Genomic DNA, 24,666 nt, shown 5'->3' with positions numbered 1-24,666 from the left:
CCTCTGAAGGAGCCCGCATGCCCACTTTGCTCACCGACTGGCGCCACCGCCCCACCCACCGCCGCGTCTGGGCCCTGGCCGCGCCGATGATCCTGTCGAATATCTCGGTGCCACTGGTGGCGCTGGTCGACAGCATGGTCATCGGCCACCTGCCTCACGCTCACCAGTTGGGCGCCGTGGCCGTCGGCGCCAGCCTGTATACCTTTCTCGCCTGGGCCATGGGGTTCCTGCGCATGGGTTCCACCGGCTTCGCCGCCCAGGCTGCCGGGCGCAATGATGGGGCTGCACTGCGGCAAATCCTGCTGCAAGGCCTGTTGCTGGCGCTGGGTTTGGCGATGCTCCTGGGCACGGTGGGTATTCCGCTGAGCCATCTGGCGCTGGAGTGGATGCAGCCTTCGCCCGAACTGAATCAACTGACCCGCGAATTCTTCCACACCCGCCTGTTCGGTTTGCCCGCCGCATTGGCCAGCTACGCGCTGGTGGGCTGGTTCCTCGGCACGCAGAACGCCCGCGCGCCGCTGGCGATTCTGCTGACCACCAACCTGGTCAACATCGCCCTGAACCTGTGGTTTGTACTCGGCCTGGATTGGGGTGTGGTCGGCTCCGCCCGCGCCTCGGTGACTGCCGAATGGACCGGCGCCCTGCTCGGCCTGGCGATGACGCAAAAAGCCCTGCGCGCCTACCCCGGTCATATCGCCTGGGCAGCGCTGAAAGCGTGGGAGAGCTGGCGCCCGTTGCTGGCGGTCAACCGCGACATTTTTATCCGCAGCCTCGCGCTGCAATCGGTGTTTTTCATGATCACCGTACAAGGCGCCCGCCTCGGTGACGCCACCGTGGCGGCCAATGCATTATTGCTCAACGGCCTGCTGCTGACCGCCCACGCCCTGGATGGCTTGGCCCATGCGGTAGAAGCCCTGTGCGGCCACGCAATCGGCGCCCATGACCGCCAGTCCCTGCGCCGCTCGCTGGTGGTGGCCGGTGGTTGGTCGTTGATCGCCAGCATCGGTTTCGCCCTGCTGTTCACCGTTGCCGGCCACCTGTTCATCGCCATGCAGACCGACATCCCCAGCGTGCGCGAAACCGCCGACCTCTACCTGCCTTATCTGGCCGTGCTGCCGTTGATTGCGGTGTGGAGTTACCTGCTGGATGGCCTGTTCATCGGCGCAACCCGCGCGCGGGAAATGCGCAACGGCATGCTGCTGACGGTGCTGCTGACATTGCCATTCGCCTGGGCATTGCAGGCCTTGGGTAACCACGGGCTGTGGATCACCTTCCTGCTGTTCATGGCTTTGCGCAGCCTTACTCTGTGGGCGATTGCCTGGCGCTTGAACCGGCAGGATCAGTGGCTTGGATAAACGCTGTCGCCCGGTCCAATACCGGTGCCAACCAGCGCAGCGGTTTAGCGATTGCAGCCACCAGCGTCTGGTGATTGGTCTTGCCAAAATAGAACACCTCCACTGGAACACCTGCCGCCCGCAACTTGTCCGCCAACCCGCCGGTATTGCGTATGGGGTTGACCAGCTTGTCGTCCGTCGAGGCCATCAACAGACTCGGCGGTGCGCTGGCGCTGACGTGGTTGATCGGCTGGGAATCCGGCGGTGAATCGGGGAAGAAAAACACCGGTTTCACCTCAGGGTTTTCAATCGGCAGGAAGTCATAGGGGCCGGCCAGGCCGATCCAGCCTTTGAAGATTGACGGCGTCAGGCCAACCTCTTTCAGCCAACGCGCATCCAGCGCCAGCATCGACGCGTTGTAGGCGCCGGAGCTATGCCCCATTACATAGAGCTGGCGGGGATCACCACCATGTTCGGCGATGTGTTGATAGGTCCAGGCAACGGCGTGGGCGTTGTCTTGGAGGAACGCGGGATATCGCACTTGCGGGTAAAGCCGGTAATCGGCGATCACCACCACGATGCCGCGTGAGGCCAGGGCTTCGCCGACGAAACCATAGTCGTCCCTGGAGCCGCTGTTCCAGCTGCCGCCGTAGAAGAACACCACCACGGGGGCGTTGGAGATAGCAGGAGCAGGCCGGTAGATATCGAGTTTCTGGCGGGGATCATCGCCGTAGGCGATGGCCGAGGTTCTGGTAAACGTGCTGGAAGGGGTGAGTGCGTTGAGCACATTGATGGGGGAACAGGCCGCAAGGCATGCCACGACGGCCAGGGTAAACGCTTGCAAGAATACTCTCGACATCGCCAACCCCTTAGACCTGTGAAGACCGACTTATGTGGTGAGCGGGCTTGCCCCGCGCGAGGCAAGCTCGCTCACCACAAAGAGCACGTTGTACGCGGTTATGAGGACAGGTACGAAGACCGTGTCAGGCCCAAACGCAGCGCATCCAGGAACTGGGTACGCTCCGCCGCACTGATCTTCGCGCTCGCACACTTGTCACGGTAATGCGTCATCAACTCCTCCGGCGACAAGTGCACGTAGCGCAGCATGTCTTCGATGGTGTCGTGGGTCTCGATCCCGGCGCTGTACACCGAACCGTCTTCACGCTGGTAGATGTTCACCGAGTCGGTGTCACCAAACAGGTTGTGCATGTCGCCGAGGATTTCCTGGTAAGCCCCCACCAGGAAGATGCCCAGCAGGTAGTCCTCTCCTTCGTTCAAACCGTGCACCGGCAGGCTGGTCTCGATCGACTGCTCGTCGACGTACTGCTTGATCTTGCCGTCGGAGTCGCAGGTCAGGTCTTGCAGTACGGCACGGCGCAGCGGCTCTTCGTCGAGGCGGTGCAGCGGCAGGATTGGCAGTACCTGGCCGATGGCCCAGGTGTCCGGCAGGCTCTGGAACACCGAGAAGTTGCAGATGTACTTGTCGGCCAGCTTGTCGTTGAGCTCGTCCAGCACCTGGCGGTGCGAGCGCTGACGGGCCTTGAGCGAGTTGTGCAGGCGGCGGCACACGGCGAAGTAGCACTGCTCGGCCAGGGCTTTCTCGGCCAGGGTCAGTTTGCCGTCGGCGTACTGGGTGGCCACGTCGCTCATGTAGTGAGTGGCGCGCCAGTAGGTTTCGGTGACCATCTCGATGTCGGTCGGCCCCAGCAGGTCCACCAGCCATTGCACGGTTTCCGGCAGGCTTTCCTTGTTTTCGATGGTCGGGATTTCGTCGTTGTGTTTCTCGACGTCAGTCACCTGCACCACCAGCATGGCGTGGTGGGCGGTCAGGGAACGGCCGCTTTCAGAGAAGATGTTCGGGTGCGGCAGGCTCTGCGCGTCGCAGAATTCCTTGAGCATGCCCACGACCACGCCGGCGTAGTCGTCCATGTCGTAGTTGATCGAGCTGGCGTTACGCGAGTGCGTACCGTCGTAGTCCACGCCCAGGCCACCGCCCACGTCGATGTGGTCCACCGGCAGGCCGAGGTTGCGCAGCTCGCCGTAGTAACGGATGGCTTCCTTGAAGCCGTGCTGGTAGTCGGCCAGGTTGGCGATCTGCGAGCCCATGTGGAAGTGCAGCAGGCGGATGCCCTGGTCCAGGCCCGCCGCGCGGAAGCGCTCGACCACGGACAGCAACTGCGCCGCCGACAGGCCGAACTTGGACTTCTCACCGCCGGTGTCTGCCCACTTGCTCGACGCCAGCGACGACAAGCGCACGCGCAGGCCGACCTGTGGCTTGACCTTGAGGCTGGCAGCCTCTTCGATCACCAGCTCAACTTCGGATTCTTTCTCGATCACGATAAACACGTTGTGGCCGAGCTTCTGGCCCATCAGCGCGAGGCGGATGAACTCACGGTCCTTGTAACCGTTGCAGACAATGGTGCCGCCCTTCGGCGCCAGGGCCAATACCGCCAGCAGCTCAGGCTTGGAGCCGGCTTCCAGGCCGATGGACACGTTCTGGGTGGCGATGATGTTCTCGATCACCGCTTCCTGCTGGTTCACCTTGATCGGGTACAGCGCGGTGTACTTGCTCTGGTATTCCAGGCGTTCGATGTTGGCATCGAATGCCCCGGTGAGCTGGCGCACGCGGTCTTGCAGGATGTCGGGGAAGCGCACCAGCAGCGGCAGCGAAAGGCCGCTTTTACGCAACTCGTCGACTTGCTCGTACAGATCGACCGGCGTGCTGTTCGGGCCGTTCGGACGGACTTCTACGCGACCGGCTTCATTGATCGCGAAATACCCGGCCCCCCAATGGCGAATCCCGTAAACACTGCGGCTGTCCGCAACTGTCCATTGGCTGCCATCGTCTTTGCGTGTGCGTCGTACGGACATCGAAGTCCCCTATAAATGAAGGCGAAAGCGCCGCCCCTGGTTGAGGCTGGCGCAGTCTAAAGAATGAAAATGACGATTTGCCTGCGTGCAAGGTAGGACCCCACGCGCAGGACAGAGTTTAGACACAGGTCGGGAAGAGGCTCTCAGCCGCCGGACTTCTTGGCCTTGTACCCGAGCTTGATCAGCTCGGCCAACAGTAGCTCGACGTGATCGCCCTGGATCTCGATGACACCGTCTTTCAACGCACCACCGGTGCCGCAGCGCTTTTTCAGCGCAGTGGCGAGTTCCTTCAGCGCGTCTTCGGCCAGCGGCACGCCGGTGATGGTGGTCACCGTCTTGCCGCCACGGCCCTTGCTCTCGCGTCGCACGCGGGCAATACCGTCGCCTTCAGGGAGCAGGGTCTGTTTGCAGGTACACGAATCCACGGGCTGACGACAGTCCGGGCAGTGTCGACCTGCGTCGGTGGAAAATACCAGGCCACCAAGGGCGGCGAAGGATGCGGCTTTTTTGGCCACCGGCAATCCTCTTGGGAGGACAAAGACTGATCGACACCTTCGAAGAGGTTGTCGACCGCGAAGCCCCACTCAGGCAGGGGCAGCGCTACCGAACCGCCAAGGCGGTTCGGGTGAAAAGTCGCGCAGTGTAACCACAAAAAGCCGACTTGCTAAGAGCCAAATGGCGCCAATTTATGCAACTTTAGCGACGCAACGCCAGATAGCGCCGCAACCCCTCTTGGGCGTCCGGGCAGTAAGGCTTTTGTTCGGCCTCCTGCAGGACGGTTTCGATAGGTAAAAAGCGCGCTTCCATGACCTCTTCCGGCTGCAGGCGCAGTGGCCCATCCCAGACGGCAGAGTAGGATTTACACCAGAGCCGGCTGTCGCCATCCTCGAAATAGAAATGGTCGTGCTCGACCAACTCCACTCCGCTGACGCCCAGTTCTTCCTCCAGCTCGCGGGCGGCCGACAGTGAATAGGATTCACCCGCCGCTACCATTCCACCCGCCGCCGTGTCCCAGAACCCTGGATACATGGCTTTGCTCAGCGTGCGCCGATGCACACACAGCTCGCCACGGGAGTTGAACAGGAAGATAAAAGTGCAACGGCCAATCAGGCCGCGCTGGCGCAGGTCGGACCTGACGAGGGTGCCGAGCAGGGTGTCCCGCTCGTCGACCCAGCAGATCAGTTCAGCATCGGAAGCCGCGCGGTGTGCGACCTCCTTTTGAGTAGCGTCCATCATCAACCCTGGTTGAGTAGCTGACGCAAGTCGATCACTGCAGCGTTTGCCCGGGAAATATAGTTGGCCATCACCAGCGAGTGGTTCGCCAACACGCCGAAGCCACTGCCGTTGAGAATCATAGGACTCCAAACCGGCTCTTGCGAGGCTTCCAGCTCACGAATGATCTGGCGCACGCTGACGGTGGCGTTTTTCTTGGCCAGCACGTCGGCAAAGTCGACTTCGATGGCGCGCAGCAGGTGCGACAGCGCCCAAGCCTGGCCACGGGCTTCGTAGAACACGTTGTCGATCTGCATCCATGGGGTTTCCACCACTTCTTCATCGACCTGCGGCACCTCACCCGGCGCCAGCGCTTCGGTTTTCAGTGCGGTGTTGAGCTTTACCCGGCCAACGCTGGCGGACAGGCGTTGCGACAGCGAACCCAGGCGGGTAGCGACATCGCCCAGCCAGTTGTTCAGGTTGTCGGCACGCGCATAAAACAGCGCGCCCTTCTGATTCGGGTCGGACAAACGCGCTTCATAGCGGCTCAGGGAATTGATGCCTTCCTGGTACTCGGACTCGCTGGACGGCAGCACCCAGCTCTTGTTGTCGAAGTTGAAGCGTGGCTCGGCCTTGGCCAGATCAGCGTCTTCGGCCGACTGCGACTGCGAACGGGCAAAGTCTTTACGCAGGGCGCGGGTCAGGTCACGCACCTGCACCAGCACGCCGTATTCCCAGCTCGGCATATTGTCCATCCACAGGCCAGGCGGGAAGCGGTCGTTGGAAATGTAGCCACCGGGTTTGTTCAGCAGGGTGCCGACCACGGTCTTGAGGGTTTCGACGGTGGTAAAGCCCACCACCATCTGCTTGCCGTCTTTTTCGGCGGCAATCTGTGCGTTCTGCTGGACCGGAAACAGCGCCGGCTCTTCGCTCCAGTACCAGCCCAGGGCGCCGGTGACCAACAGGTACAGGCCGAGCACGCTGAGCACGGCACGGCTCATCAGCACGGTACGAAGATAGCTGCGGTTGGCCGACTTGGGCTCAGGGGCGGGGCCTTTGGCACTGCCTGCACGGTTTTTCCAGTCCAGCATGGCGATATCCTTTCAATCACTTGAGTTCATGCACTTGAATTGATGGCGTGCGTTCAAACACTCCGACCACAACCCTACCCCATCGTGCCCGCGCGTGCGGGGGTTTTCGCCAAACTGGCGCACAGGAGGCATTGGACTATAAAGGATGCACGCTTTTTACGCTGCGCGACCATCGAGTCAGCAACTGAATTCGCGGAACACGTAGTTTATTGATGTATGACACTCATCCCATGGAAAAGAGGTGCTAGCATAGAGCCATCAGTCGACCTCAGCATGCACCCTAACTAGTAGTCAGGATATGACCGAGCCAGAAGACCCCAGCCGTGAGCGTCTCAAGCAGCACTTTGCCCAGCGGGTAATTCATCAGGCACGTCAAATTCTTGAGATCTGGCAGCGCCTGCAACGTAGCGAATGGACCGGCACCGACCTTTCCGAACTCAGCGAAGCCAATTTGCGCCTGCTGCGTTTCGCCGAGCGTTTCGAACAACCGGAACACAGCCAGTTGGCGCAGCACATCGGTGCATCCCTCAAGGCGGTGGACGAGAACCGTGGGCGCCTGAGCAGCCACCTGATCACCGAACTCAACCGTTTGATGCAGCGCCTGTCCCGCACCGGCCTGCGCCAGGGCGACCAGCTGGAACAAACCTTCCTGCCGCCGATGCGCAAGCCGATCTACGTGATGCTGGCCGATCACGACCGCGCCGAGCGCCTGGCCAAGCAGCTGGAGTTCTTTGGCATGAGCGCCCAGTCCCTCGACAGTGTGGCCGCGTTTCGCGCGTCGATGGCCGAGCGCCTGCCTTCGGCCATTGTGATGGACGTGGATTTCTGCGGCACCGGCCTGGGCCTCAAGCTCGCCGCCGAAGCCCAGGAAGGCCTGGAACAAAAGCTGCCGCTGCTGTTTTTCAGCCTGCACGAAACCGACACCCCTACCCGCCTGGCCGCCGTGCGCGCCGGGGGCCAGGAGTTCCTGACCGGTACGCTGGAAGCCTCCAGCCTGCTGGAAAAGATCGAAGTGCTCACCTGCGTCGCCCAGTACGAGCCCTATAAGGTGTTGATCATCGACGACTCGCGGGCCCAGGCGCTGCACACTGAGCGGCTGCTCAACAGTGCCGGCATCGTCACCCGCACGTTGATCGAACCGATCCAGGCCATGGCCGAGCTGGCGGACTTCCAGCCCGACCTGATCATCCTCGACATGTACATGCCTGCCTGCACCGGTACGGAACTGGCCAAGGTGATCCGCCATAACGACCGCTACGTCAGTGTGCCGATCATCTACCTGTCGGCCGAAGACGACCTGGACAAGCAACTGGATGCCATGAGCGAAGGCGGCGACGACTTCCTCACCAAACCGATCAAGCCGCGCCACCTGATCACCACCGTGCGCAACCGTGCGGCCCGCGCGCGCAACCTCAAGGCGCGGATGGTGCGCGACAGCCTGACGGGGTTGTACAACCACACTCACATCCTGCAACTGCTCGAAGACTGCAGCTTCCGCGCACGCCGCGAGAACAAGCCACTGAGCTTTGCCATGCTCGACATCGACCACTTCAAACGGGTCAATGACAGCCACGGCCACCCCATGGGCGACCGCGTGATCAAGAGCCTGGCGCTGTTTCTTAAGCAGCGCCTGCGCAAGACCGACTACATCGGGCGCTACGGCGGTGAAGAGTTCGCCATCGTGATGCCCGATACCGATCTGGAATCGGCGTGCCGGGTGCTGGATGAGATTCGCGGGCGTTTTGCCGAGATCCATTACCCGGCCCAGCCCCAGGATTTGTGGTGCACCTTCAGCGCCGGACTGGTGGAGCTGTGCGACGGCTCCGACAGCCTGATGATGGCCGCCCAGGCGGACGAGGCGCTGTACCGCGCCAAGGATGCCGGGCGTAACCGCGTACAGGCCGCACGCACATCAAAGCAAAGTGCCACCTTTTCACCAGAATCAACTGATTCGGTCATAACCTTGTAATGAAAACGCAATAACTTCAGGCACTTATCTTTTGCCGTCGGTTGAAACCACGCATGCGCCTGAAGCTGCTGACCAATCTCAATACCCTTCTTCTAGTGGCCGTGTGCCTGGCGCTCGGGGCGACGCTGTGGTGGTCGCAACGGGCGCTGGAACGGCCTTACCTGCTGATGGAGCGCTACCTGAGCCTGTCGCAGACCTTCCAGAACCAAGCCGCGCGCAATATCGACGACTACCTGGCCAGCGGTGATGCGCTGCGCTTGAGCAGTGCCAGCCAGAGCCTCGAAGGCGTGTTGCAGCATCTGGATGAACTGCCGGCGGACCTCGCGCAAAACCTGCGCCCGAGCCTGGTAGACCTGGACACATTCAGCAAGACCGCCTTGCTGGCTGCCGGCAAGCTGGCTGGCGACCCACAAGCCTTGCTGCTGCAGGCCGAGCGCGAGTTGGGCGCGAACCTGGAACAACTGAGCCAGTACGCTATCGGCGTGAATTCCCCCGAAGCTGCACGCTATCTGCCCCCCCTGCTGGCTGCCGCACAGCACCTGGGCAAACTGTCCCTGGCCCGCGACAAGTTGGTGAGCAGTGGTCGCGCGGAGCTGGCCGATGATGTGGAGCGTGAAGTCGGCAACATCCGCACCCAGGCTGGTGTGTTGGAACAATTGCCGTTGCTTGGGGTGAAGGCCAGCGCCGACTCCAACACCGATGATTTTTCTGCGCTGATGGGCTTGGAAAACACCGAAAAAACCGAAGCCCAGGACACCGGCGTCGACCTCAAGCGCGAACTCAACAGCCTGTTGACCCGCTACCCCGCCGAACTCAAGCGCACCCGTGAACAGATCCAGCAACGCGCCGACCTGGCCGCCAGCACCCACCTGAAAATCAATGCCGTGCAGCAAGCGATCGCCGGCCTGGAACCGGTGGTGCGCGCGCAGCACGGCAAGATCCAGGGCGAAGTGCGCCTGATGCAAGGCGTGATGATCGGCCTGATCCTGCTGATCGCACTGCTGATCGACACGCTCCAACGCCGCCTGGCGCGGGTGCTGACCAACCTGGCGCCGGCCTTGTCGACTTGGGCCGAAGGTGACTTCAGCCGGCCGATTGCCCTGGGCAAGACCAACCGCGAGTTGCACGATATCGAAGCCTCGTTGAACCGCCTGCGGGCCTACTTGGTTGATCTGGTTGGTACCATTCGCGGCAATGCCGAGGAAGTCGCCGGCAGTAGCCGCGCCCTCGCCGAACTGAGCAGCGGCCTGCACGACGGCGCCGAGCGCCAGGCCGGGGATACCGCGCAGATCCGCGATTCGCTGGGCGAACTGGAAGCGACCATCCAGCAAGTCGCCGGCGATGCCAGCCAGGCGGCGGGCGCCAGCCGAAGCGCTGGCCAGGCGGTGGAGCAAGGCCAGCGCGTGATCGGCCTGAGCCTGACCGGGCTGCACGCCCTGGTGGGCGAAGTGCAGCAAAACGCGCAGATGATCGAAAAACTCGCAGAAGAATCCGCCACCATCGGCGGCGTGCTGACCGTAATTCGCGCCATTGCCGACCAGACCAACTTGCTGGCCCTCAACGCGGCCATCGAGGCCGCGCGCGCCGGTGAGGCCGGCCGTGGTTTTGCCGTGGTCGCCGACGAGGTCCGTTCGCTGGCCCAGCGTACCGCCGGGGCCACGGCAGAAATCCAGACCTTGATCGCCGGCCTGCAAAACGCCGCCCACCAATCCGTGCAAGGCATGCGCGCCCAAGTCGAACATGCCGAAGCCACCGCCCAGCAGGCGCAGGCGGCGGACGGCGCGCTGGATGAAATTGTCGGCGCGATCCAGACCATTTCCGACACTGCCGTGCGCATCGCCGATGTGACCGCGCAGCAAAGTGGTGCCGTCAGTGAAATTCGCGACAACAGTGAACGGATTCACCAGTTGGGCGAGGACAACTTGCTACGGATTGGGCAGGGCCGCAGCCAGGGTGAGCACTTGCTGGTGCTGGGTGGGCAACTCAACACGGCTGTCCAAGCCTTCCGCGTCTGACACGATCTTCAGCCTTATAGAGATCAAATGTGGGAGCAATTGCTCAGCATCTGTAACGGATCCACCGCCATCGGGGGCAAGCCCCCTCCCACATTTGACCTTCATGGCATTCAGGAGCGTATTACCCATGACCGGATCACCGGCCACAGTCACAAATTTCGCGCTATCCTCGGTAATCGTGCTGGCTACTGCATAGAACTGGACAGTCACAAAGGCTTTGCGGCATAGTCGCCGGGTTCTGCCGTACCCACATCAATAACAAGGAACAGCCGATGGCGACCTTACTGGTTCTTCACGGACCCAACCTGAACCTGCTCGGCACCCGCGAACCGGGCGTCTACGGGGCAGTCACCCTGGACCAGATCAACCTCGATCTTGAACGCAGGGCGCGTGAAGCCGGCCACCATCTGCTCTACCTGCAAAGCAATGCCGAGTACGAATTGATTGATCGTATCCATGCCGCGCGCGGCGAAGGCGTGGACTTTATCCTGATCAATCCCGCCGCTTTTACGCACACAAGTGTTGCATTACGTGACGCGCTGCTGGCGGTGAGCATCCCATTCATCGAAGTGCATTTGTCGAACGTGCACAAACGCGAACCTTTCCGCCATCACTCTTACTTCTCCGACGTAGCGGTAGGAGTGATCTGCGGCCTTGGCGCCAGCGGTTACCGACTGGCCCTGGAGGCCGCCCTGGAACAGCTTGAAGAACAGGCCAAGCGCCCCTGACCGACCCTTGGGAGTTGATGATTCATGGATATCCGTAAAGTTAAGAAACTGATCGAACTGCTGGAAGAATCCGGTATCGACGAGCTGGAAATCAAGGAAGGCGAAGAGTCCGTACGGATCAGCCGTCACAGCAAGACCCCGGCCCAACAGTTCTACGCGCCACAGATGCAAGCGCCGGCTCCAGCCGCTGCTGCACCGGCCGCCGCCCCTGCTGCTGCCGCTGCGCCTGCCGCCCCGGCTGCACCTGCGCTGAACGGCTTCGTGGTCAAGTCGCCAATGGTCGGTACCTTCTACCGCACCCCGGCACCGACCTCGCCAGCCTTCGTTGAAGTCGGCGCAACCGTGAAAGTGGGCGACACCATCTGCATCGTTGAAGCGATGAAGATGATGAACCACATCACGGCTGAAAAAGCCGGCGTCATCGAATCCATCCTGGTAGAAAACGGTCAGCCGGTTGAGTACGACCAGCCGCTGTTCACCATCGTTTGAACCGCGGAGCGCCTTCGATGTTGAAACCTGCGAAGAAACTGCAAAAAGTCCTGATCGCCAACCGCGGCGAGATTGCGCTGCGTATCCTGCGCGCCTGTAAGGAAGAGGGCATCAAGACCGTCGCTGTTTACTCGACGGCCGATACCGAATTGATGCACGTGAAACTGGCGGACGAAAGCATCTGCATCGGCCCGCCACTGGCCACGAACTCGTACCTGAAAGTCTCGAACATCATCGCTGCCGCTGAAGTGACCGGCGCTGATGGCATCCACCCGGGCTACGGCTTCCTCGCGGAAAACGCCGATTTCGCCGAACAGGTAGAAAAATCCGGGTTTGCCTTCATCGGCCCGAAAGCCGAAACCATTCGCCTGATGGGCGACAAGGTCTCGGCCAAGGACGCCATGATCGCCGCCGGTGTACCTACCGTTCCTGGTTCCGACGGCCCACTGCCTGAAGACGAGGCAACCGCCCTGCGCATTGGTCGCGAAGTCGGTTACCCGGTGATCATCAAGGCCGCCGGTGGCGGTGGTGGTCGCGGCATGCGCGTGGTGCACAAGGAAGAAGACCTGATCGAAGCCGCCAAGCAGACTCGCTCCGAAGCGGGCGCCTGGTTCGGCAACCCGATGGTCTACCTGGAGAAGTACCTCACCAACCCACGTCACGTGGAAGTGCAGGTGCTGTCCGACGGCCAGGGCCACGCCATCCACCTGGGCGACCGTGACTGCTCGCTGCAGCGCCGTCACCAGAAGGTGTTGGAAGAAGCGCCGGCACCGGGCCTGGATGAAAAGGCTCGCCAGGAAGTCCTGGCTCGTTGCGTCAAGGCGTGCATCGACATCAACTACCGTGGCGCCGGTACCTTTGAGTTCCTCTACGAGAACGGTCGTTTCTACTTCATCGAGATGAACACTCGCGTGCAGGTAGAGCACCCGGTTTCGGAGATGGTCACCGGTATCGACATCGTCAAGGAGATGCTGAGCATCGCCGCCGGCAACCCGCTGTCCTTCACCCAGGACGACGTGAAGATGCACGGCCACTCCCTGGAGTGCCGCATCAACGCCGAAGACCCGAAAACCTTTATCCCAAGTCCAGGCCTGGTCAAGCATTTCCATGCACCCGGCGGCAACGGCGTTCGCGTCGATTCGCACCTGTACAGCGGCTACAAGGTTCCGTCCAACTACGACTCGCTGATCGGCAAGCTGATCACCTGGGGCGCCACCCGCGACGAGGCCATGGCCCGTATGCGCAACGCCCTGGACGAAATCGTGGTAGACGGCATCAAGACCAACATCCCGCTGCATCGGGACCTGGTGCGTGATGAAGGCTTCTGCGAAGGTGGTGTGAACATTCACTACCTGGAACACAAGCTGGCTAACCAGTAAGTGCTCCACCCAACAAGGCCGCCTTCGGGCGGCTTTGTTGTTTCTGGGCCCTGGGTTTTGCTGGATGGATACATCACCCTGTGGGAGCGGGCTTGCTCGCGAATGCGGTGCATCAGCTAAAATACTCTTCACTGACTCACCGCATTCGCGAGCAAGCCCGCTCCCACATTTGTTATGTGTACACCCCTCCCGCCGCTCGCGTAAACTTGCGCCCTTTCGCAGCCCCACCCCGCTGCACACTCATTTTTTTCAAAGGTGCCCGCCATGCCTTGGCTGCAAGTCCGTCTCGCCATCAGCCCAGAACAAGCCGAAACCTATGAAGACGCTTTCCTCGAAGTAGGCGCTGTCTCAGTCACGTTCATGGACGCCGAAGACCAACCGATCTTCGAGCCGGAACTGAACACCACCCCGCTGTGGTCGCACACCCATTTGCTGGCCCTGTTCGAAGACGGCACCGATGCCGCCGCCGTGCTGGCCCATATGGAATTGCTCACCGGCAGCCCGCTGCCCGAGCATCACAGTGAAGTCATCGAAGACCAGGACTGGGAACGCAGTTGGATGGATAACTTCCAGCCGATGCGTTTCGGCCAGCGCCTGTGGATCGTGCCAAGCTGGCACGCCGCGCCTGAGCCGGATGCCGTCAACCTGCTGCTGGACCCGGGCCTGGCGTTCGGCACCGGCACCCACCCGACCACCGCGCTGTGCCTGGAATGGCTGGATGGCCAGGACCTGACCGACAGCCACGTGCTGGACTTCGGCTGCGGCTCGGGGATCCTGGCGATTGCCGCCCTGCTGCTGGGCGCCAAGGAAGCCGTGGGCACCGATATCGACGTGCAAGCCCTGGAAGCCTCCCGCGACAACGCCGGGCGCAACAACATCCCGGAAGGCAAATTCCCTCTTTACCTGCCGGAGCAATTGCCCCAGGTGCAGGCCGACGTGCTGGTGGCCAACATCCTCGCCGGCCCGCTGGTGTCACTGGCACCGCAGCTGTCGAGCCTGGTCAAGCCGGGTGGCCGCCTGGCGCTGTCGGGCATCCTGGCCGAGCAAGGCGAAGACGTTGCCGCCGCCTACGCGAAGGATTTCGAGCTGGATCCGATCGCCAACCGTGATGGCTGGGTACGCATCAGCGGTCGTCGGCGCTAGAATGAGCGCTTGCCTGAATCGGATGGCCGCATGACCGACAGTTTCGTCACCCAGTGCCCGCATTGCCAATCGCGTTTTCGCGTCAGTCACGCTCAATTGAGCGTGGCCCGTGGCGTGGTTCGCTGCGGCTCGTGCCTGCAAGTGTTCAACGCCGCTCGCCAATTGCTGGAGCAGCGCGCAGCCGGCACCGCCGCGCCTGAGCTGCCGGCGGCGACCGAGCCGGAGCCGGAACCGCCGCGGGCAATCAGCCAGAAACAGTGGACGGCCGAAGAGCTGGACCTGGATAACCTGGACCTGGACGAAGAACTGGCCAAGCTGGAACGCCGCGAGATTCAACACACACTGCCCGTCAGTGCGGAACGCCGCCAGGCGGGCGCCGATCGTCGCCAAAAGGAAGAGTCCCTCAGTGCCAGCCGTGACACGGTCAAGGCCGAAGAGGAAAAATGGGCCGCCAGCCTGTTCAGCGAGCCGCCCGAAGAGCGCCCCCCGGCCACTGAAACCGAGCCGCCGCATACGCCGGCGACCCGGCAGCGCACCGAGCCGTCGATGTCGCTGCACGTTGACGATCTCGACGACGAACCGCCACTGCGCTCCACGCCAGACGATGACCACATCGACCCGCCGTTCACGCCGCTGACCAAAGCCGCGGAAGCCGCCGACCCTGACGAGCGCCCGCCCTTGCGGCGCAAACGCCCACGCCCTGAAGCCAGCGTCCATGACGATGTGCTGCAGGACCTGGAAGACGACCCGCTGCATCTCTACGCGCAAAAACGTCCGTCGGGCTGGGGCCGTCGCCTGATCTGGCTGTTGCTGGTCCTGATCGCCGCCGCAGGCCTGGCAGGCCAGTACATTGCCTACCAATTCGACGACCTGGCCCGCCAGGACGCCTATCGCCCCTGGTTCCAGCAACTGTGCCCCACACTGGGCTGCACGGTGCCGTCGCGGGTCGATATCGCGCACATCAAGAGCAGCAACCTGGTGGTGCGCAGCCATCCGGATTTCGCCGGGGCGCTGGTGGTGGACGCGATCATCTACAACCGTGCGACCTTCTCCCAGCCCTTCCCGCTGCTGGAGCTGCGTTTCGCCGACCTGAATGGCAGCCTGATTGCCAGCCGTCGCTTCAAACCCGCCGAATACCTCAGCGGTGAGTTGGCCGGAGTAAGCGAAATGCCATCGCAGACCCCGATCCATATCTCCCTGGATATCCTCGATCCGGGCAATAAAGCCGTGAATTACAGCCTGAGCTTTCACTCGCCCGAGTGAATCGGTTCACGCACTGAGGTTTGACGGCGGGTTATTGACTAAGCCCCGCGCAACCAAACCGACGGCGATAAAGAAATAACTGTTCAGATTTTATCCAATTCAGCCTTTATCCAGTCATCGAGAGCGGGTATCATGCCAACCCTTTTTCGAACTCTAATGATCCGGCCCCACAACAGGGAAGTCCTATGTCGGCGGTACGCATCGGCCCATACACATTGCAGAACGGCTTGATTCTCGCCCCCATGGCGGGCGTCACCGACCAGCCCTTTCGTCAGCTGTGCAAGCGTTTGGGCGCGGGTCTAGTAGTCTCGGAAATGGTCACCAGCGACATGAGCTTGTGGAACACCCGCAAGTCGCGGATGCGCATGATCCACGAAGGTGATCCCGAGCCCCGCTCGGTACAGATCGCCGGTGGTGATGCACAGATGCTGGCGGATGCGGCCCGGGCCAACGTGGAGTTGGGGGCGCAGATCATCGACATCAACATGGGCTGCCCGGCCAAGAAGGTCTGCAACAAGGCCGCCGGTTCCGCGCTGTTGAAAGATGAGCAGTTGGTTGCCGAGATCCTGCAGGCCGTTGTCGCCGCAGTCGATGTGCCGGTCACCCTGAAGATCCGTACCGGCTGGGACCGGGACAACAAGAACGGCCTGACGGTGGCGAAGATCGCCGAACAGGCAGGAATTACAGCGCTGGCGGTGCATGGCCGCACCCGCGCCGACCTTTACACCGGTGAAGCCGAGTACGACACCATCGCTGCGATCAAGCAGGCGGTGTCGATGCCGGTGTTTGCCAATGGCGACATCGATTCAGCCGAGAAAGCCCGGCGCGTGCTGCACGCCACTGGCGCCGATGGCTTGTTGATTGGCCGGGCTGCCCAGGGGCGGCCGTGGATTTTCCGTGAGATCGAGCACTTTCTGCGTACCGGTGAAGTGTTGCCGGCACCGGAGTTGGTCGAGGTGGAACGTATTCTGCTAGAGCATCTGGCCGCCCTGCACGCCTTCTATGGAGACGTGATGGGAGTACGCATTGCTCGCAAGCATGTCGGCTGGTATCTCGCAACCCTGCCGGGCGCCAGGGAGTTTCGCGCCCACTTCAATCGTTTGGATGATACGGAAGCACAATGCGCCAACGTTCGTGAGTTCTTCAGCGAGCGTTACAAGAGCCTGAGGACAGGGGACGGAGAGGGGGTGGCCGCATGACGATGATGACCGAGACTTTAGTGAGTGGAACAGCACCCGTGAGCGACAACGTCAATTTGAAACAGCACCTCAACACGCCGAGCGAAGAAGGCCAGACCCTTCGCGGGAGTGTCGAGAAGGCGCTGCACAATTATTTCGCCCACCTTGAGGGCGCTTCCGTCACGGACGTGTACAACCTGGTGCTCTCCGAAGTCGAGGCGCCCTTGCTCGAAAGCGTGATGAACTACGTCAAGGGCAACCAGACCAAAGCCAGTGAGCTGCTGGGCCTCAACCGTGGCACCTTGCGCAAAAAGCTCAAGCAATACGATTTGCTGTAAGCATTCAATCAAACCAGAAAGGCGCCCGCGTAAAAACGGTCGCCTTTTTTGCTGACTCCTTTGCTTTTGATGGAAATTGAAATGACCGACCAGACTACCCGCCAGCCGATCCGCCGCGCCTTGATCAGTGTTTCCGACAAGACCGGGATCCTCGAATTTGCCCGGGAGCTGGAAGCCCTGGGCGTGGAAATCCTCTCCACGGGCGGGACCTTCAAACTGCTGCAGGACAACGGCGTGGCCGCAGTGGAAGTGGCGGACTACACCGGTTTCGCAGAAATGATGGACGGTCGGGTCAAGACCCTGCACCCGAAAATCCACGGCGGCATCCTTGGCCGTCGCGGTATCGACGACGCCATCATGACCGAGCACGGCATCAAGCCGATCGACCTGGTGGCCGTTAACCTCTACCCGTTCGAAGCCACCATCAACAAGCCAGGCTGCGACCTGCCGACCGCCATCGAAAACATCGATATCGGCGGCCCGACCATGGTGCGCTCGGCAGCCAAGAACCACAAAGACGTGGCCATCGTGGTCAACGCCAGCGATTACGCCCAAGTGCTCGAAAACCTGAAGGCCGGTGGCCTGACCTACGCCCAGCGTTTCGACCTGATGCTCAAGGCGTTCGAACACACCGCCGCCTACGACGGCATGATCGCCAACTACATGGGTACCGTGAACCAGGCCGCTGAAACCCTCAGCACCGAAGGTCGCAGCCAGTTCCCGCGCACCTTCAACAGCCAGTTCATCAAGGCCCAGGAAATGCGTTACGGCGAGAACCCGCACCAGAGCGCGGCGTTCTACGTTGAGGCCAAGCCGGCCGAAGTCGGCATCGCCACCGCGACCCAACTGCAAGGCAAGGAGCTGTCCTACAACAACGTGGCCGACACTGACGCCGCGCTGGAATGTGTGAAGAGCTTCGTCAAGCCGGCCTGCGTGATCGTCAAGCACGCCAACCCATGCGGCGTGGCCGTGAGCCCGGACGCGGAAGGTGGCATTCGCCAGGCCTACGAACTGGCCTACGCCACCGACACCGAATCGGCGTTCGGCGGCATCATCGCCTTCAACCGTGAACTGGACGCCGAGACCGCCAAGGCGATCGTCGAGCGTCAGTTCGTCGAAGTGATCATTGCCCCAAGCGTCAGCGAAGAAGCCCGTGCCATCGTGGCGGCCAAAGCCAACGTGCGCCTGCTGGCCTGCGGCGAGTGGTCGGCTGACCGCGCAGCTGCCTGGGACTACAAGCGCGTCAACGGCGGCTTGCTGGTACAGAGCCGTGACATCGGCATGATCGGCAGCGAAGACCTGAAAGTGGTGACCAAGCGCGCCCCGACCGAGCAAGAGATCAACGACCTGATCTTTGCCTGGAAAGTGGCCAAGTACGTGAAGTCCAACGCCATCGTCTACGCCAAGAACCGCCAGACCATCGGTGTCGGCGCCGGCCAGATGAGCCGCGTGAACTCGGCGCGTATCGCTGCGATCAAGGCCGAGCACGCCGGTTTGCAGGTGGTGGGCTCGGTGATGGCTTCCGACGCATTCTTCCCGTTCCGTGACGGCCTGGACAATGCCGCGAAAGCCGGCGTGACCGCCGTGATCCAACCGGGCGGTTCGATGCGTGATGCTGAAGTGATCGCCGCTGCTGACGAAGCCGGCATCGCCATGGTCTTCACCGGCATGCGCCACTTCCGTCACTGATCCAACATTGCCTGGTGGGCACTGGCTTCTGTAGGAGCTGGCTTGCCTGCGATAGCATCACCTCGGTGCACTTGTTACACCGAGGCGCCCGCATCGCAGGCAAGCCAGCTCCCACAGAAAAGCGCCCACAGTGTTCCCAAGAATTTGCGTCATCCGAGGTTTTTGAAATGAATGTTTTGATCATTGGCAGCGGTGGCCGTGAACACGCCCTGGCCTGGAAAGTTGCCCAGGACCCGCGCGTCCAGAAAGTGTTCGTGGCCCCCGGCAACGCCGGCACCGCCATTGAAGCCAAGTGCGAGAACGTCGCGATCGACGTGCTGGCCCTTGAGCAGTTGGCAGATTTTGCTGAAAAGAACGTCTCCCTGACCATCGTCGGTCCGGAAGTCCCGCTGGTGGCCGGCGTCGTGGACCTGTTCCGCAGCCGTGGCCTGGACTGCTTCGGCCCAACCGCCGGCGCTGCCCAACTGGAAGGCTCCAAGGCGTTCACCAAGGACTTCCTGGCCCGCCACAAGATCCCGACTGCCGATTACCAGAACTTCACCGAGATCGAGCCGGCCCTGGCTTACCTGCGTGAAAAAGGCGCCCCTATCGTGATCAAGGCCGACGGCCTGGCGGCCGGTAAAGGCGTGATCGTGGCGATGACCCTGCAGGAAGCCGAAGACGCCGTTCGCGACATGCTCGCCGGCAACGCCTTTGGCGACGCAGGTTCGCGTGTGGTGATCGAGGAGTTCCTCGACGGCGAAGAAGCCAGCTTCATCGTGATGGTTGACGGCAAGAACGTCTTGCCGATGGCCACCAGCCAGGACCACAAACGCGTCGGCGACGGCGACACCGGCCCGAACACCGGCGGCATGGGGGCCTACTCCCCTGCCCCAGTGGTCACCGCCGACGTGCACCAACGCGTGATGGACCTGGTGATCTGGCCGACCGTGCGCGGCATGGCCGATGAAGGCAATGTGTACACCGGCTTCCTGTATGCCGGCCTGATGATCGACAAAGCCGGTAACCCGAAAGTCATCGAGTTCAACTGCCGCTTCGGCGATCCTGAAACCCAGCCGGTGATGCTGCGTCTGCAGTCGAGCCTGGTACTGCTGGTGGAAGCCGCCCTGGCCCAGGCCCTGGACAAGGTTGAAGCGCAGTGGGACCCACGTCCGAGCGTCGGCATTGTGCTGGCGGCCGGTGGTTACCCTGCCGACTACGCCAAGGGCGACGTCATTGAAGGCCTCGACGCCGCGGCTACGCTGGAAGGCAAGGTGTTCCATGCGGGCACCGCGCTCAAGGATGGCAAGGTCGTCACCGCCGGTGGCCGCGTGTTGTGCGCAACCGCCATGGGCGCCAGTGTCGACGCCGCGCAGCAACAAGCGTACAAGCTGGCGGCGAAGATCGATTGGAACGGCTGTTTCTACCGCAAGGACATCGGCTATCGCGCCATCGCCCGTGAACGGGGCGAGAACAGCTAAGCAGCCGCCGTCAATAGCTGTCCATTCGGCTAGGCAAGGGCCTCTGGCCCTTGCCGTATGCAGGCTTCCCCGCGCATAGTTAACCCGTGCATCAACCTACGAAGGGATTTCGCCGTGCGCTGGCTCAGGATCGCCATAGGTTTTACTGTCAGCTTGCTGACACTGCTCTGCTTGCTCCCGGCCCAGGCCGCCGCGCAAGGCAGTGGCTGGGCAGTATTGCTTGACGAACAGGCCGACCTGCAACTGAGCGACATCCGTTCCTCGCGCTACACCAATCAATTCAGCCCCATCGAACTGGACCGCATTACCGCTGCGGAACCGGACGGTGCGTTGTGGGTACGTTTCAAGCTGCAACCCGGCAAGCACGAACAAGTGCTACGGGTATTCGCCCCGGATCTGTCACACCTGAGCCTCTATGTCCTGGACGGCGACACCCTGGTGGAACAGCAAAGCACCGGAACTCGCCAGCCCCAGGCTGAGCGGCCGCTGCCCAGCAGTGACTTCATGCTGCCGATGCCCCAGAGCCAGAAGCCCCTCGAGGTCTACCTGCGCCTGGTCTCGGAGCACGAACTGCGCCCCTACATCACCCTGGAACCGGCCGTGCTCGCCGCCGCCGACCAGACCCAGACGCTGATCTACGGCCTGCTGTTCGGCTGCCTGCTGATGCTGATCCTGCACAACCTGACGCGCTTCGCCTACCACCGCTCGCGCAGCAGCCTGTGGCTGGCGGCCTGCGAAGTGCTGTTGATGCTCAGCCTGGCACTGCTGCTCAACCTGGTGGGCCCGTGGCTGCCGAACTGGCATGCGATCCAGACCCCCGGCGCCTACCTGGCGCTGCTGCTGACCGCACCGTGCGGGCTGATGTTTGCCTACCGTTTCTTCATGCCATTGGGCCCGCACCCGCTGAACAAACTGTTGATGGCCGACATCCTGTTCATCGTGCTGTGCGGCCTGCTGCTGTTGTTCGTCAACACTTTGCCGCTGAACATCATCACCTACGCCCTGGTGGCCCTGGCCGGCTTGAGCATGCTGTTTATCTCGGCCTATCACTGGCAGAAAGGCTACCGCCCGGCACGCCTGTTCGTGGCAGCGATGGTGGTGTTCAACATCGGCACGCTGATCATCCTGCCGGCGCTGCTGGGCCTGACGATGGTCTCGCCCCAAGGCCTGATCGTCACGCTGCTGGCCTTTATCTGCCTCAGCGGCCTGTTGATGAGCCTGGCGTTGGGCGAACGCCAGCGCGCAATTGTCGAGGCACGTTTCAGCCTCAGCCGCGACCTGGCGGCGAGCAACGCCGAGATCGCCGCCAAGGCCGAGTTCCTGGCCAAGATCAGCCATGAGATCCGCACCCCCATGAACGGCGTGCTGGGCATGACCGAGCTGCTGCTGGGCACGCCGCTGTCGGTAAAGCAGCGCGACTATGTGCAGACCATCCACAGCGCCGGCAACGAACTGCTCACGCTGATCAACGAAATCCTCGATATCTCCAAGCTGGAGTCCGGCCAGATCGAACTGGACGACGTGCAATTCGACCTCAATGCGCTGATCGAAGACTGCCTGAGTATCTTCCGCGCCAAGGCCGAGCAGCAGAACGTCGAACTGATCAGCTTTATCCAGCCCCAGGTGCCTCGCGTGATCAGCGGCGACCCGACACGCCTGCGTCAGGCCATGTTGAGCCTGCTGGAAAACGCCTTGCAAAAGACCGACGAGGGCGAAGTGCTGATCGTCGTCGCCCTCGATGACCGCAGCACCAAGCCGCGCTTGCGCATTGCCGTACAAGACAGCGGCCTGCCCATGGAAGCGGCCGAGCGCGACGCCCTGCTGCACAGCGAACTGCACAGCAAGAATTTCTTCTCGGCCACCCGCCTGAACGGTCACCTGGGCCTGGTCATCGCCCGCCAGTTGATCCTGTTGATGAACGGCGAATTCGGCATCAAGAGCGGCAGCCACCAGGGCAGCACCCTGTGGCTGACCCTGCCGCTGGACCCGCAACGCCTGGAACATCCGACCTCCGACCTCGACGGCCCACTCAAAGGCGCACGGGTGCTGGTGGTGGACGACAACGACACCTGCCGCAAAGTGCTGGTGCAACAGTGCTCGGCCTGGGGCCTGAACGTGAGCGCGGTGCCCTCGGGCAAGGAAGCCCTGGCGTTGCTGCGTACCAAGGCGCACCTGCGTGACTACTTCGACGTGGTGCTGCTGGACCAGAACATGCCCGGCATGACCGGCATGCAACTGGCAGCGAAGATCAAGGAAGACCCGAGCCTGAACCACGACATCCTGCTGATCATGCTCACCGGCATCAGCAATGCGCCGAGCAAGATCATCGCGCGCAATTGCGGGATCAAGCGCATCCTCGCCAAGCCGGTGGCCGGCTACACGCTCAAGACCACCCTGGCCGACGAACTGACCCAGCGCAGCAAAGGCAGCATCCCGCCACGCCCAGTCCTCAACGCCCCGGCGGCCGTCACCGTGCCCAGCGATTTCCGTATCCTGGTGGCCGAAGACAACAGCATTTCCACCAAGGTGATCCGCGGCATGCTCGGCAAGCTCAACCTCAACCCGGACACCGCCAGCAACGGCGAAGAAGCCCTGGAAGCGATGAAGGCCCAGCGCTATGACCTGGTGTTGATGGATTGTGAAATGCCGATCCTCGATGGCTTCTCGGCCACTCAACAACTGCGCGCGTGGGAAGTCAGCCACCAGCGCATCCGCACCCCGGTGGTGGCGTTGACGGCGCACATTCTGTCGGAACATAAAGAACGCGCACGCCAGGCCGGGATGGATGGGCACATGGCCAAGCCGGTAGAGTTGTCGCAGTTGCGCGAGCTGGTGGAGTTCTGGGTGGCACAGCGTCAGCAACGACCCGAACACGCGCCCTCCTGACCTGAAACACGACCTCCCGTAGGAGCTGGCTTGCTGTGGTGAGCGGGCTTGCCCGCGCTGGGCTGCGAAGCGGCCCTAAAACCCAACGCCGCGGAGTGCCTGACACAACGCGGCGTTTTTATTGGGGCCGCTTCGCGGCCCAGCGCGGGGCAAGCCCGCTCACCACAGCAAGCCCCCTCCCACATTTGATCTCTGGCGCCTGATAGACTCGACACACTTCTCCCATCGCGAGCCACTCACATGCTCCACGTGTTATTCAGCGTCTACCTGAAAATGCTGGTGCTCTACAGCCCGTTCTTCGTGCTGTCCTGCTTTATCAGCCTCACCCGTGGCTACTCCAGCAAAGAGCGGCGGCGGCTGGCGTGGAAGGTGGCGCTGGCGACCCTGGTTTCAAGCGTGTTGCTCTACCTGTTCGGCCGGGTGATTTTCAGTGTGTTCGGCATCACCGTCGACGCCTTCCGCATCGGCGCCGGCAGTGTGCTGTTCATCTCCGCCTTGGGCATGGCCCAGGGCAAGTCGGCGGTGCAGACCGACAACGTGCAGCAAGACGTGACCATCGTGCCGCTGACCATTCCCCTTACCGTCGGCCCCGGCACCATCGGCGCACTGTTGGTGATGGGCGTGAGCCAGCCACACTGGGACGACAAGATCACTGCCATCCTCAGCATTGCCCTGGCCAGCCTTACAGTGGGCGTGGTGCTGTACCTGTCCAACCGTATCGAACGCATCCTCGGCGACCAGGGCTTGCAGATTGTCAGCCGTTTGATGGGGCTGTTCGTGTGCGCCCTGGCCGCGCAAATCATCTTTACCGGCGTACGCGGCTATCTGGTGCCCTAAATCCGGTACTTGGCGATCGCCAGCTGGACCTTGTCCCCCGCACTCTCGCGCATCAGTTGCAGGGTCTTTTCGTTGACCACCGAGGTATTCAGCACCAGACACGTCTGCCCGCTGAAGGCCTCGAACGAAGAACTGTCCCACTCCAGGAAGGGCAACCCCACCTGTTTGCTCACGCCATGGGTGCTGTAGGTCACCAGCACCATCATCAGCTCCCCGTCTGTTTCAGCACAGGAGGCCAGGCCGAAATCACCGCCCTGGTGCACGGCGCTGTTGCGTTTGAACAACTCGAAAGACGCCGGCGTCTGCTTCAATGCCTCCAACGCATCGGCCGCCAGCTTTGGCAGCAGGGTCAGCAGTGGCGCGGTCAACGACGTCGACGCCAGCACGCTGGCGATGAGATTAAGCGCAGCCAATTGCACGGTCAGGCCCTTGCCCGAGCGTGACACCCGCTCGAAGCTGCTGCGTACCGGCAACCACCCCAGGCTGACCATCACCTTGATGAGCTCGTCGTACCAATCTTCGGTACCCCGGTGCACGTTCAACACATCGCTGACATAGCTGCTGGCAAGCAGATAGCTTTTACGGATGTATTCGCGGTTCAGGCCGGACAGGCCTTCGGCAAAGGAAATCACGCTGTTGTTGACCACCGCTGCGTTGAAGTCGTCTTCGGTGTCCAGCGGTACAGTCTTCTGCGCGCCAGGCGCTCCCGGCAGTTTGTAGGCGGCAATCAACTTGCGCCTTTTTGTGCTGTTGATCCGTCTGTGATGTCGCTCCATTTTGATTC

Annotated in this window: 20 protein-coding genes; 14 read left to right on the top strand and 6 right to left on the bottom strand. The window is 62.0% G+C overall.

The annotated features are described in order from the left end of the window. The first annotated feature begins 17 nt into the window (after positions 1 to 17). Positions 18 to 1,355 carry an MATE family efflux transporter gene (locus KUA23_RS03285; protein ID WP_100491585.1) on the top strand — a complete coding sequence of 446 codons (1,338 nt, stop codon included), beginning with the start codon at positions 18 to 20 and terminating at the stop codon, positions 1,353 to 1,355. Here the strand turns inward: KUA23_RS03285 and KUA23_RS03280 are convergent. The 5 genes from KUA23_RS03280 to KUA23_RS03260 all read right to left on the bottom strand — a co-directional run bounded on the left by KUA23_RS03280 (position 1,300) and on the right by KUA23_RS03260 (position 6,418). Continuing rightward, positions 1,300 to 2,193 (bottom strand): alpha/beta hydrolase, encoded by an 894-nt coding sequence (locus KUA23_RS03280; RefSeq protein ID WP_252993441.1) that lies wholly within the window; start codon positions 2,191 to 2,193, stop codon positions 1,300 to 1,302. The genes KUA23_RS03285 and KUA23_RS03280 overlap by 56 nt on opposite strands. A gap of 98 nt (positions 2,194 to 2,291) precedes the next feature. After that, positions 2,292 to 4,205: an arginine decarboxylase gene (gene speA, locus KUA23_RS03275; RefSeq protein ID WP_078046681.1), complete on the bottom strand. Its 1,914-nt coding sequence runs from the start codon at positions 4,203 to 4,205 to the stop codon at positions 2,292 to 2,294. Positions 4,206 to 4,348: 143 nt separating this feature from the next. After that, positions 4,349 to 4,720, bottom strand: a complete 372-nt coding sequence (locus tag KUA23_RS03270; RefSeq protein ID WP_252993440.1) for a translation initiation factor Sui1 — start codon at positions 4,718 to 4,720, stop codon at positions 4,349 to 4,351. Between the two features lie 181 nt (positions 4,721 to 4,901). Then, positions 4,902 to 5,438 carry an NUDIX hydrolase gene (locus tag KUA23_RS03265; RefSeq protein WP_252993439.1) on the bottom strand — a complete coding sequence of 179 codons (537 nt, stop codon included), beginning with the start codon at positions 5,436 to 5,438 and terminating at the stop codon, positions 4,902 to 4,904. Between the two features lie 2 nt (positions 5,439 to 5,440). Further along, complete coding sequence (locus tag KUA23_RS03260; protein ID WP_371322043.1) at positions 5,441 to 6,418, bottom strand: DUF2333 family protein; 978 nt, start codon at positions 6,416 to 6,418, stop codon at positions 5,441 to 5,443. Positions 6,419 to 6,806: 388 nt separating this feature from the next. Here KUA23_RS03260 and KUA23_RS03255 point away from each other — a divergent pair, with 388 nt between their 5' ends. The 13 genes from KUA23_RS03255 to KUA23_RS03195 all read left to right on the top strand — a co-directional run bounded on the left by KUA23_RS03255 (position 6,807) and on the right by KUA23_RS03195 (position 23,882). Beyond that, entirely contained in the window at positions 6,807 to 8,477 is a 1,671-nt protein-coding gene (locus tag KUA23_RS03255; RefSeq protein ID WP_078046678.1) for a response regulator, read from the top strand. A 1,466-nt stretch (positions 8,478 to 9,943) separates the two neighbouring features. Beyond that, entirely contained in the window at positions 9,944 to 10,492 is a 549-nt protein-coding gene (locus tag KUA23_RS30205) for a methyl-accepting chemotaxis protein (RefSeq protein WP_371857068.1), read from the top strand. 272 nt (positions 10,493 to 10,764) lie between these two features. Next, the gene (aroQ, locus tag KUA23_RS03245) at positions 10,765 to 11,220 is read left to right on the top strand and encodes a type II 3-dehydroquinate dehydratase (RefSeq protein WP_003171482.1); all 456 of its coding nucleotides are present in this window, start codon (positions 10,765 to 10,767) and stop codon (positions 11,218 to 11,220) included. Between the two features lie 24 nt (positions 11,221 to 11,244). Continuing rightward, the gene (gene accB / locus KUA23_RS03240) at positions 11,245 to 11,709 is read left to right on the top strand and encodes an acetyl-CoA carboxylase biotin carboxyl carrier protein (protein ID WP_010213489.1); all 465 of its coding nucleotides are present in this window, start codon (positions 11,245 to 11,247) and stop codon (positions 11,707 to 11,709) included. A gap of 17 nt (positions 11,710 to 11,726) precedes the next feature. Beyond that, positions 11,727 to 13,088, top strand: a complete 1,362-nt coding sequence (accC, locus tag KUA23_RS03235) for an acetyl-CoA carboxylase biotin carboxylase subunit (RefSeq protein WP_025857634.1) — start codon at positions 11,727 to 11,729, stop codon at positions 13,086 to 13,088. A gap of 264 nt (positions 13,089 to 13,352) precedes the next feature. Further along, positions 13,353 to 14,231, top strand: coding sequence for a 50S ribosomal protein L11 methyltransferase (gene prmA / locus KUA23_RS03230; protein ID WP_099493457.1), 879 nt, complete (start codon positions 13,353 to 13,355; stop codon positions 14,229 to 14,231). 30 nt (positions 14,232 to 14,261) lie between these two features. Further along, positions 14,262 to 15,494, top strand: coding sequence for a DUF3426 domain-containing protein (locus KUA23_RS03225; RefSeq protein WP_214498019.1), 1,233 nt, complete (start codon positions 14,262 to 14,264; stop codon positions 15,492 to 15,494). 185 nt (positions 15,495 to 15,679) lie between these two features. After that, on the top strand, positions 15,680 to 16,693 hold the full coding sequence (gene dusB / locus KUA23_RS03220; protein ID WP_099493459.1) for a tRNA dihydrouridine synthase DusB: 1,014 nt from the start codon (positions 15,680 to 15,682) through the stop codon (positions 16,691 to 16,693). After that, positions 16,690 to 17,010: a DNA-binding transcriptional regulator Fis gene (gene fis / locus KUA23_RS03215; protein ID WP_003221275.1), complete on the top strand. Its 321-nt coding sequence runs from the start codon at positions 16,690 to 16,692 to the stop codon at positions 17,008 to 17,010. The genes dusB and fis overlap by 4 nt, the downstream gene beginning before the upstream one ends. Positions 17,011 to 17,091: 81 nt before the next feature. Beyond that, the gene (gene purH, locus KUA23_RS03210; protein WP_078046672.1) at positions 17,092 to 18,699 is read left to right on the top strand and encodes a bifunctional phosphoribosylaminoimidazolecarboxamide formyltransferase/IMP cyclohydrolase; all 1,608 of its coding nucleotides are present in this window, start codon (positions 17,092 to 17,094) and stop codon (positions 18,697 to 18,699) included. A 167-nt stretch (positions 18,700 to 18,866) separates the two neighbouring features. Continuing rightward, complete coding sequence (purD, locus tag KUA23_RS03205; protein ID WP_099493460.1) at positions 18,867 to 20,159, top strand: phosphoribosylamine--glycine ligase; 1,293 nt, start codon at positions 18,867 to 18,869, stop codon at positions 20,157 to 20,159. A gap of 114 nt (positions 20,160 to 20,273) precedes the next feature. After that, positions 20,274 to 23,045, top strand: coding sequence for a hybrid sensor histidine kinase/response regulator (locus tag KUA23_RS03200; protein ID WP_099493461.1), 2,772 nt, complete (start codon positions 20,274 to 20,276; stop codon positions 23,043 to 23,045). Between the two features lie 240 nt (positions 23,046 to 23,285). Further along, a complete protein-coding gene (locus KUA23_RS03195) occupies positions 23,286 to 23,882 on the top strand; it encodes a MarC family protein (protein ID WP_003217330.1) in 597 nt (198 codons plus the stop codon). Here the strand turns inward: KUA23_RS03195 and KUA23_RS03190 are convergent. Continuing rightward, positions 23,879 to 24,658: a hypothetical protein gene (locus KUA23_RS03190; RefSeq protein WP_252993437.1), complete on the bottom strand. Its 780-nt coding sequence runs from the start codon at positions 24,656 to 24,658 to the stop codon at positions 23,879 to 23,881. The genes KUA23_RS03195 and KUA23_RS03190 overlap by 4 nt on opposite strands. Positions 24,659 to 24,666 lie beyond the last annotated feature (8 nt).

Source organism: Pseudomonas pergaminensis, assembly GCF_024112395.2.
Taxonomy (GTDB): domain Bacteria; phylum Pseudomonadota; class Gammaproteobacteria; order Pseudomonadales; family Pseudomonadaceae; genus Aquipseudomonas; species Aquipseudomonas pergaminensis.
The sequence above is the reverse complement of the archived record's forward strand: the minus strand, read 5'-3'. Positions and strand labels throughout refer to the sequence as shown.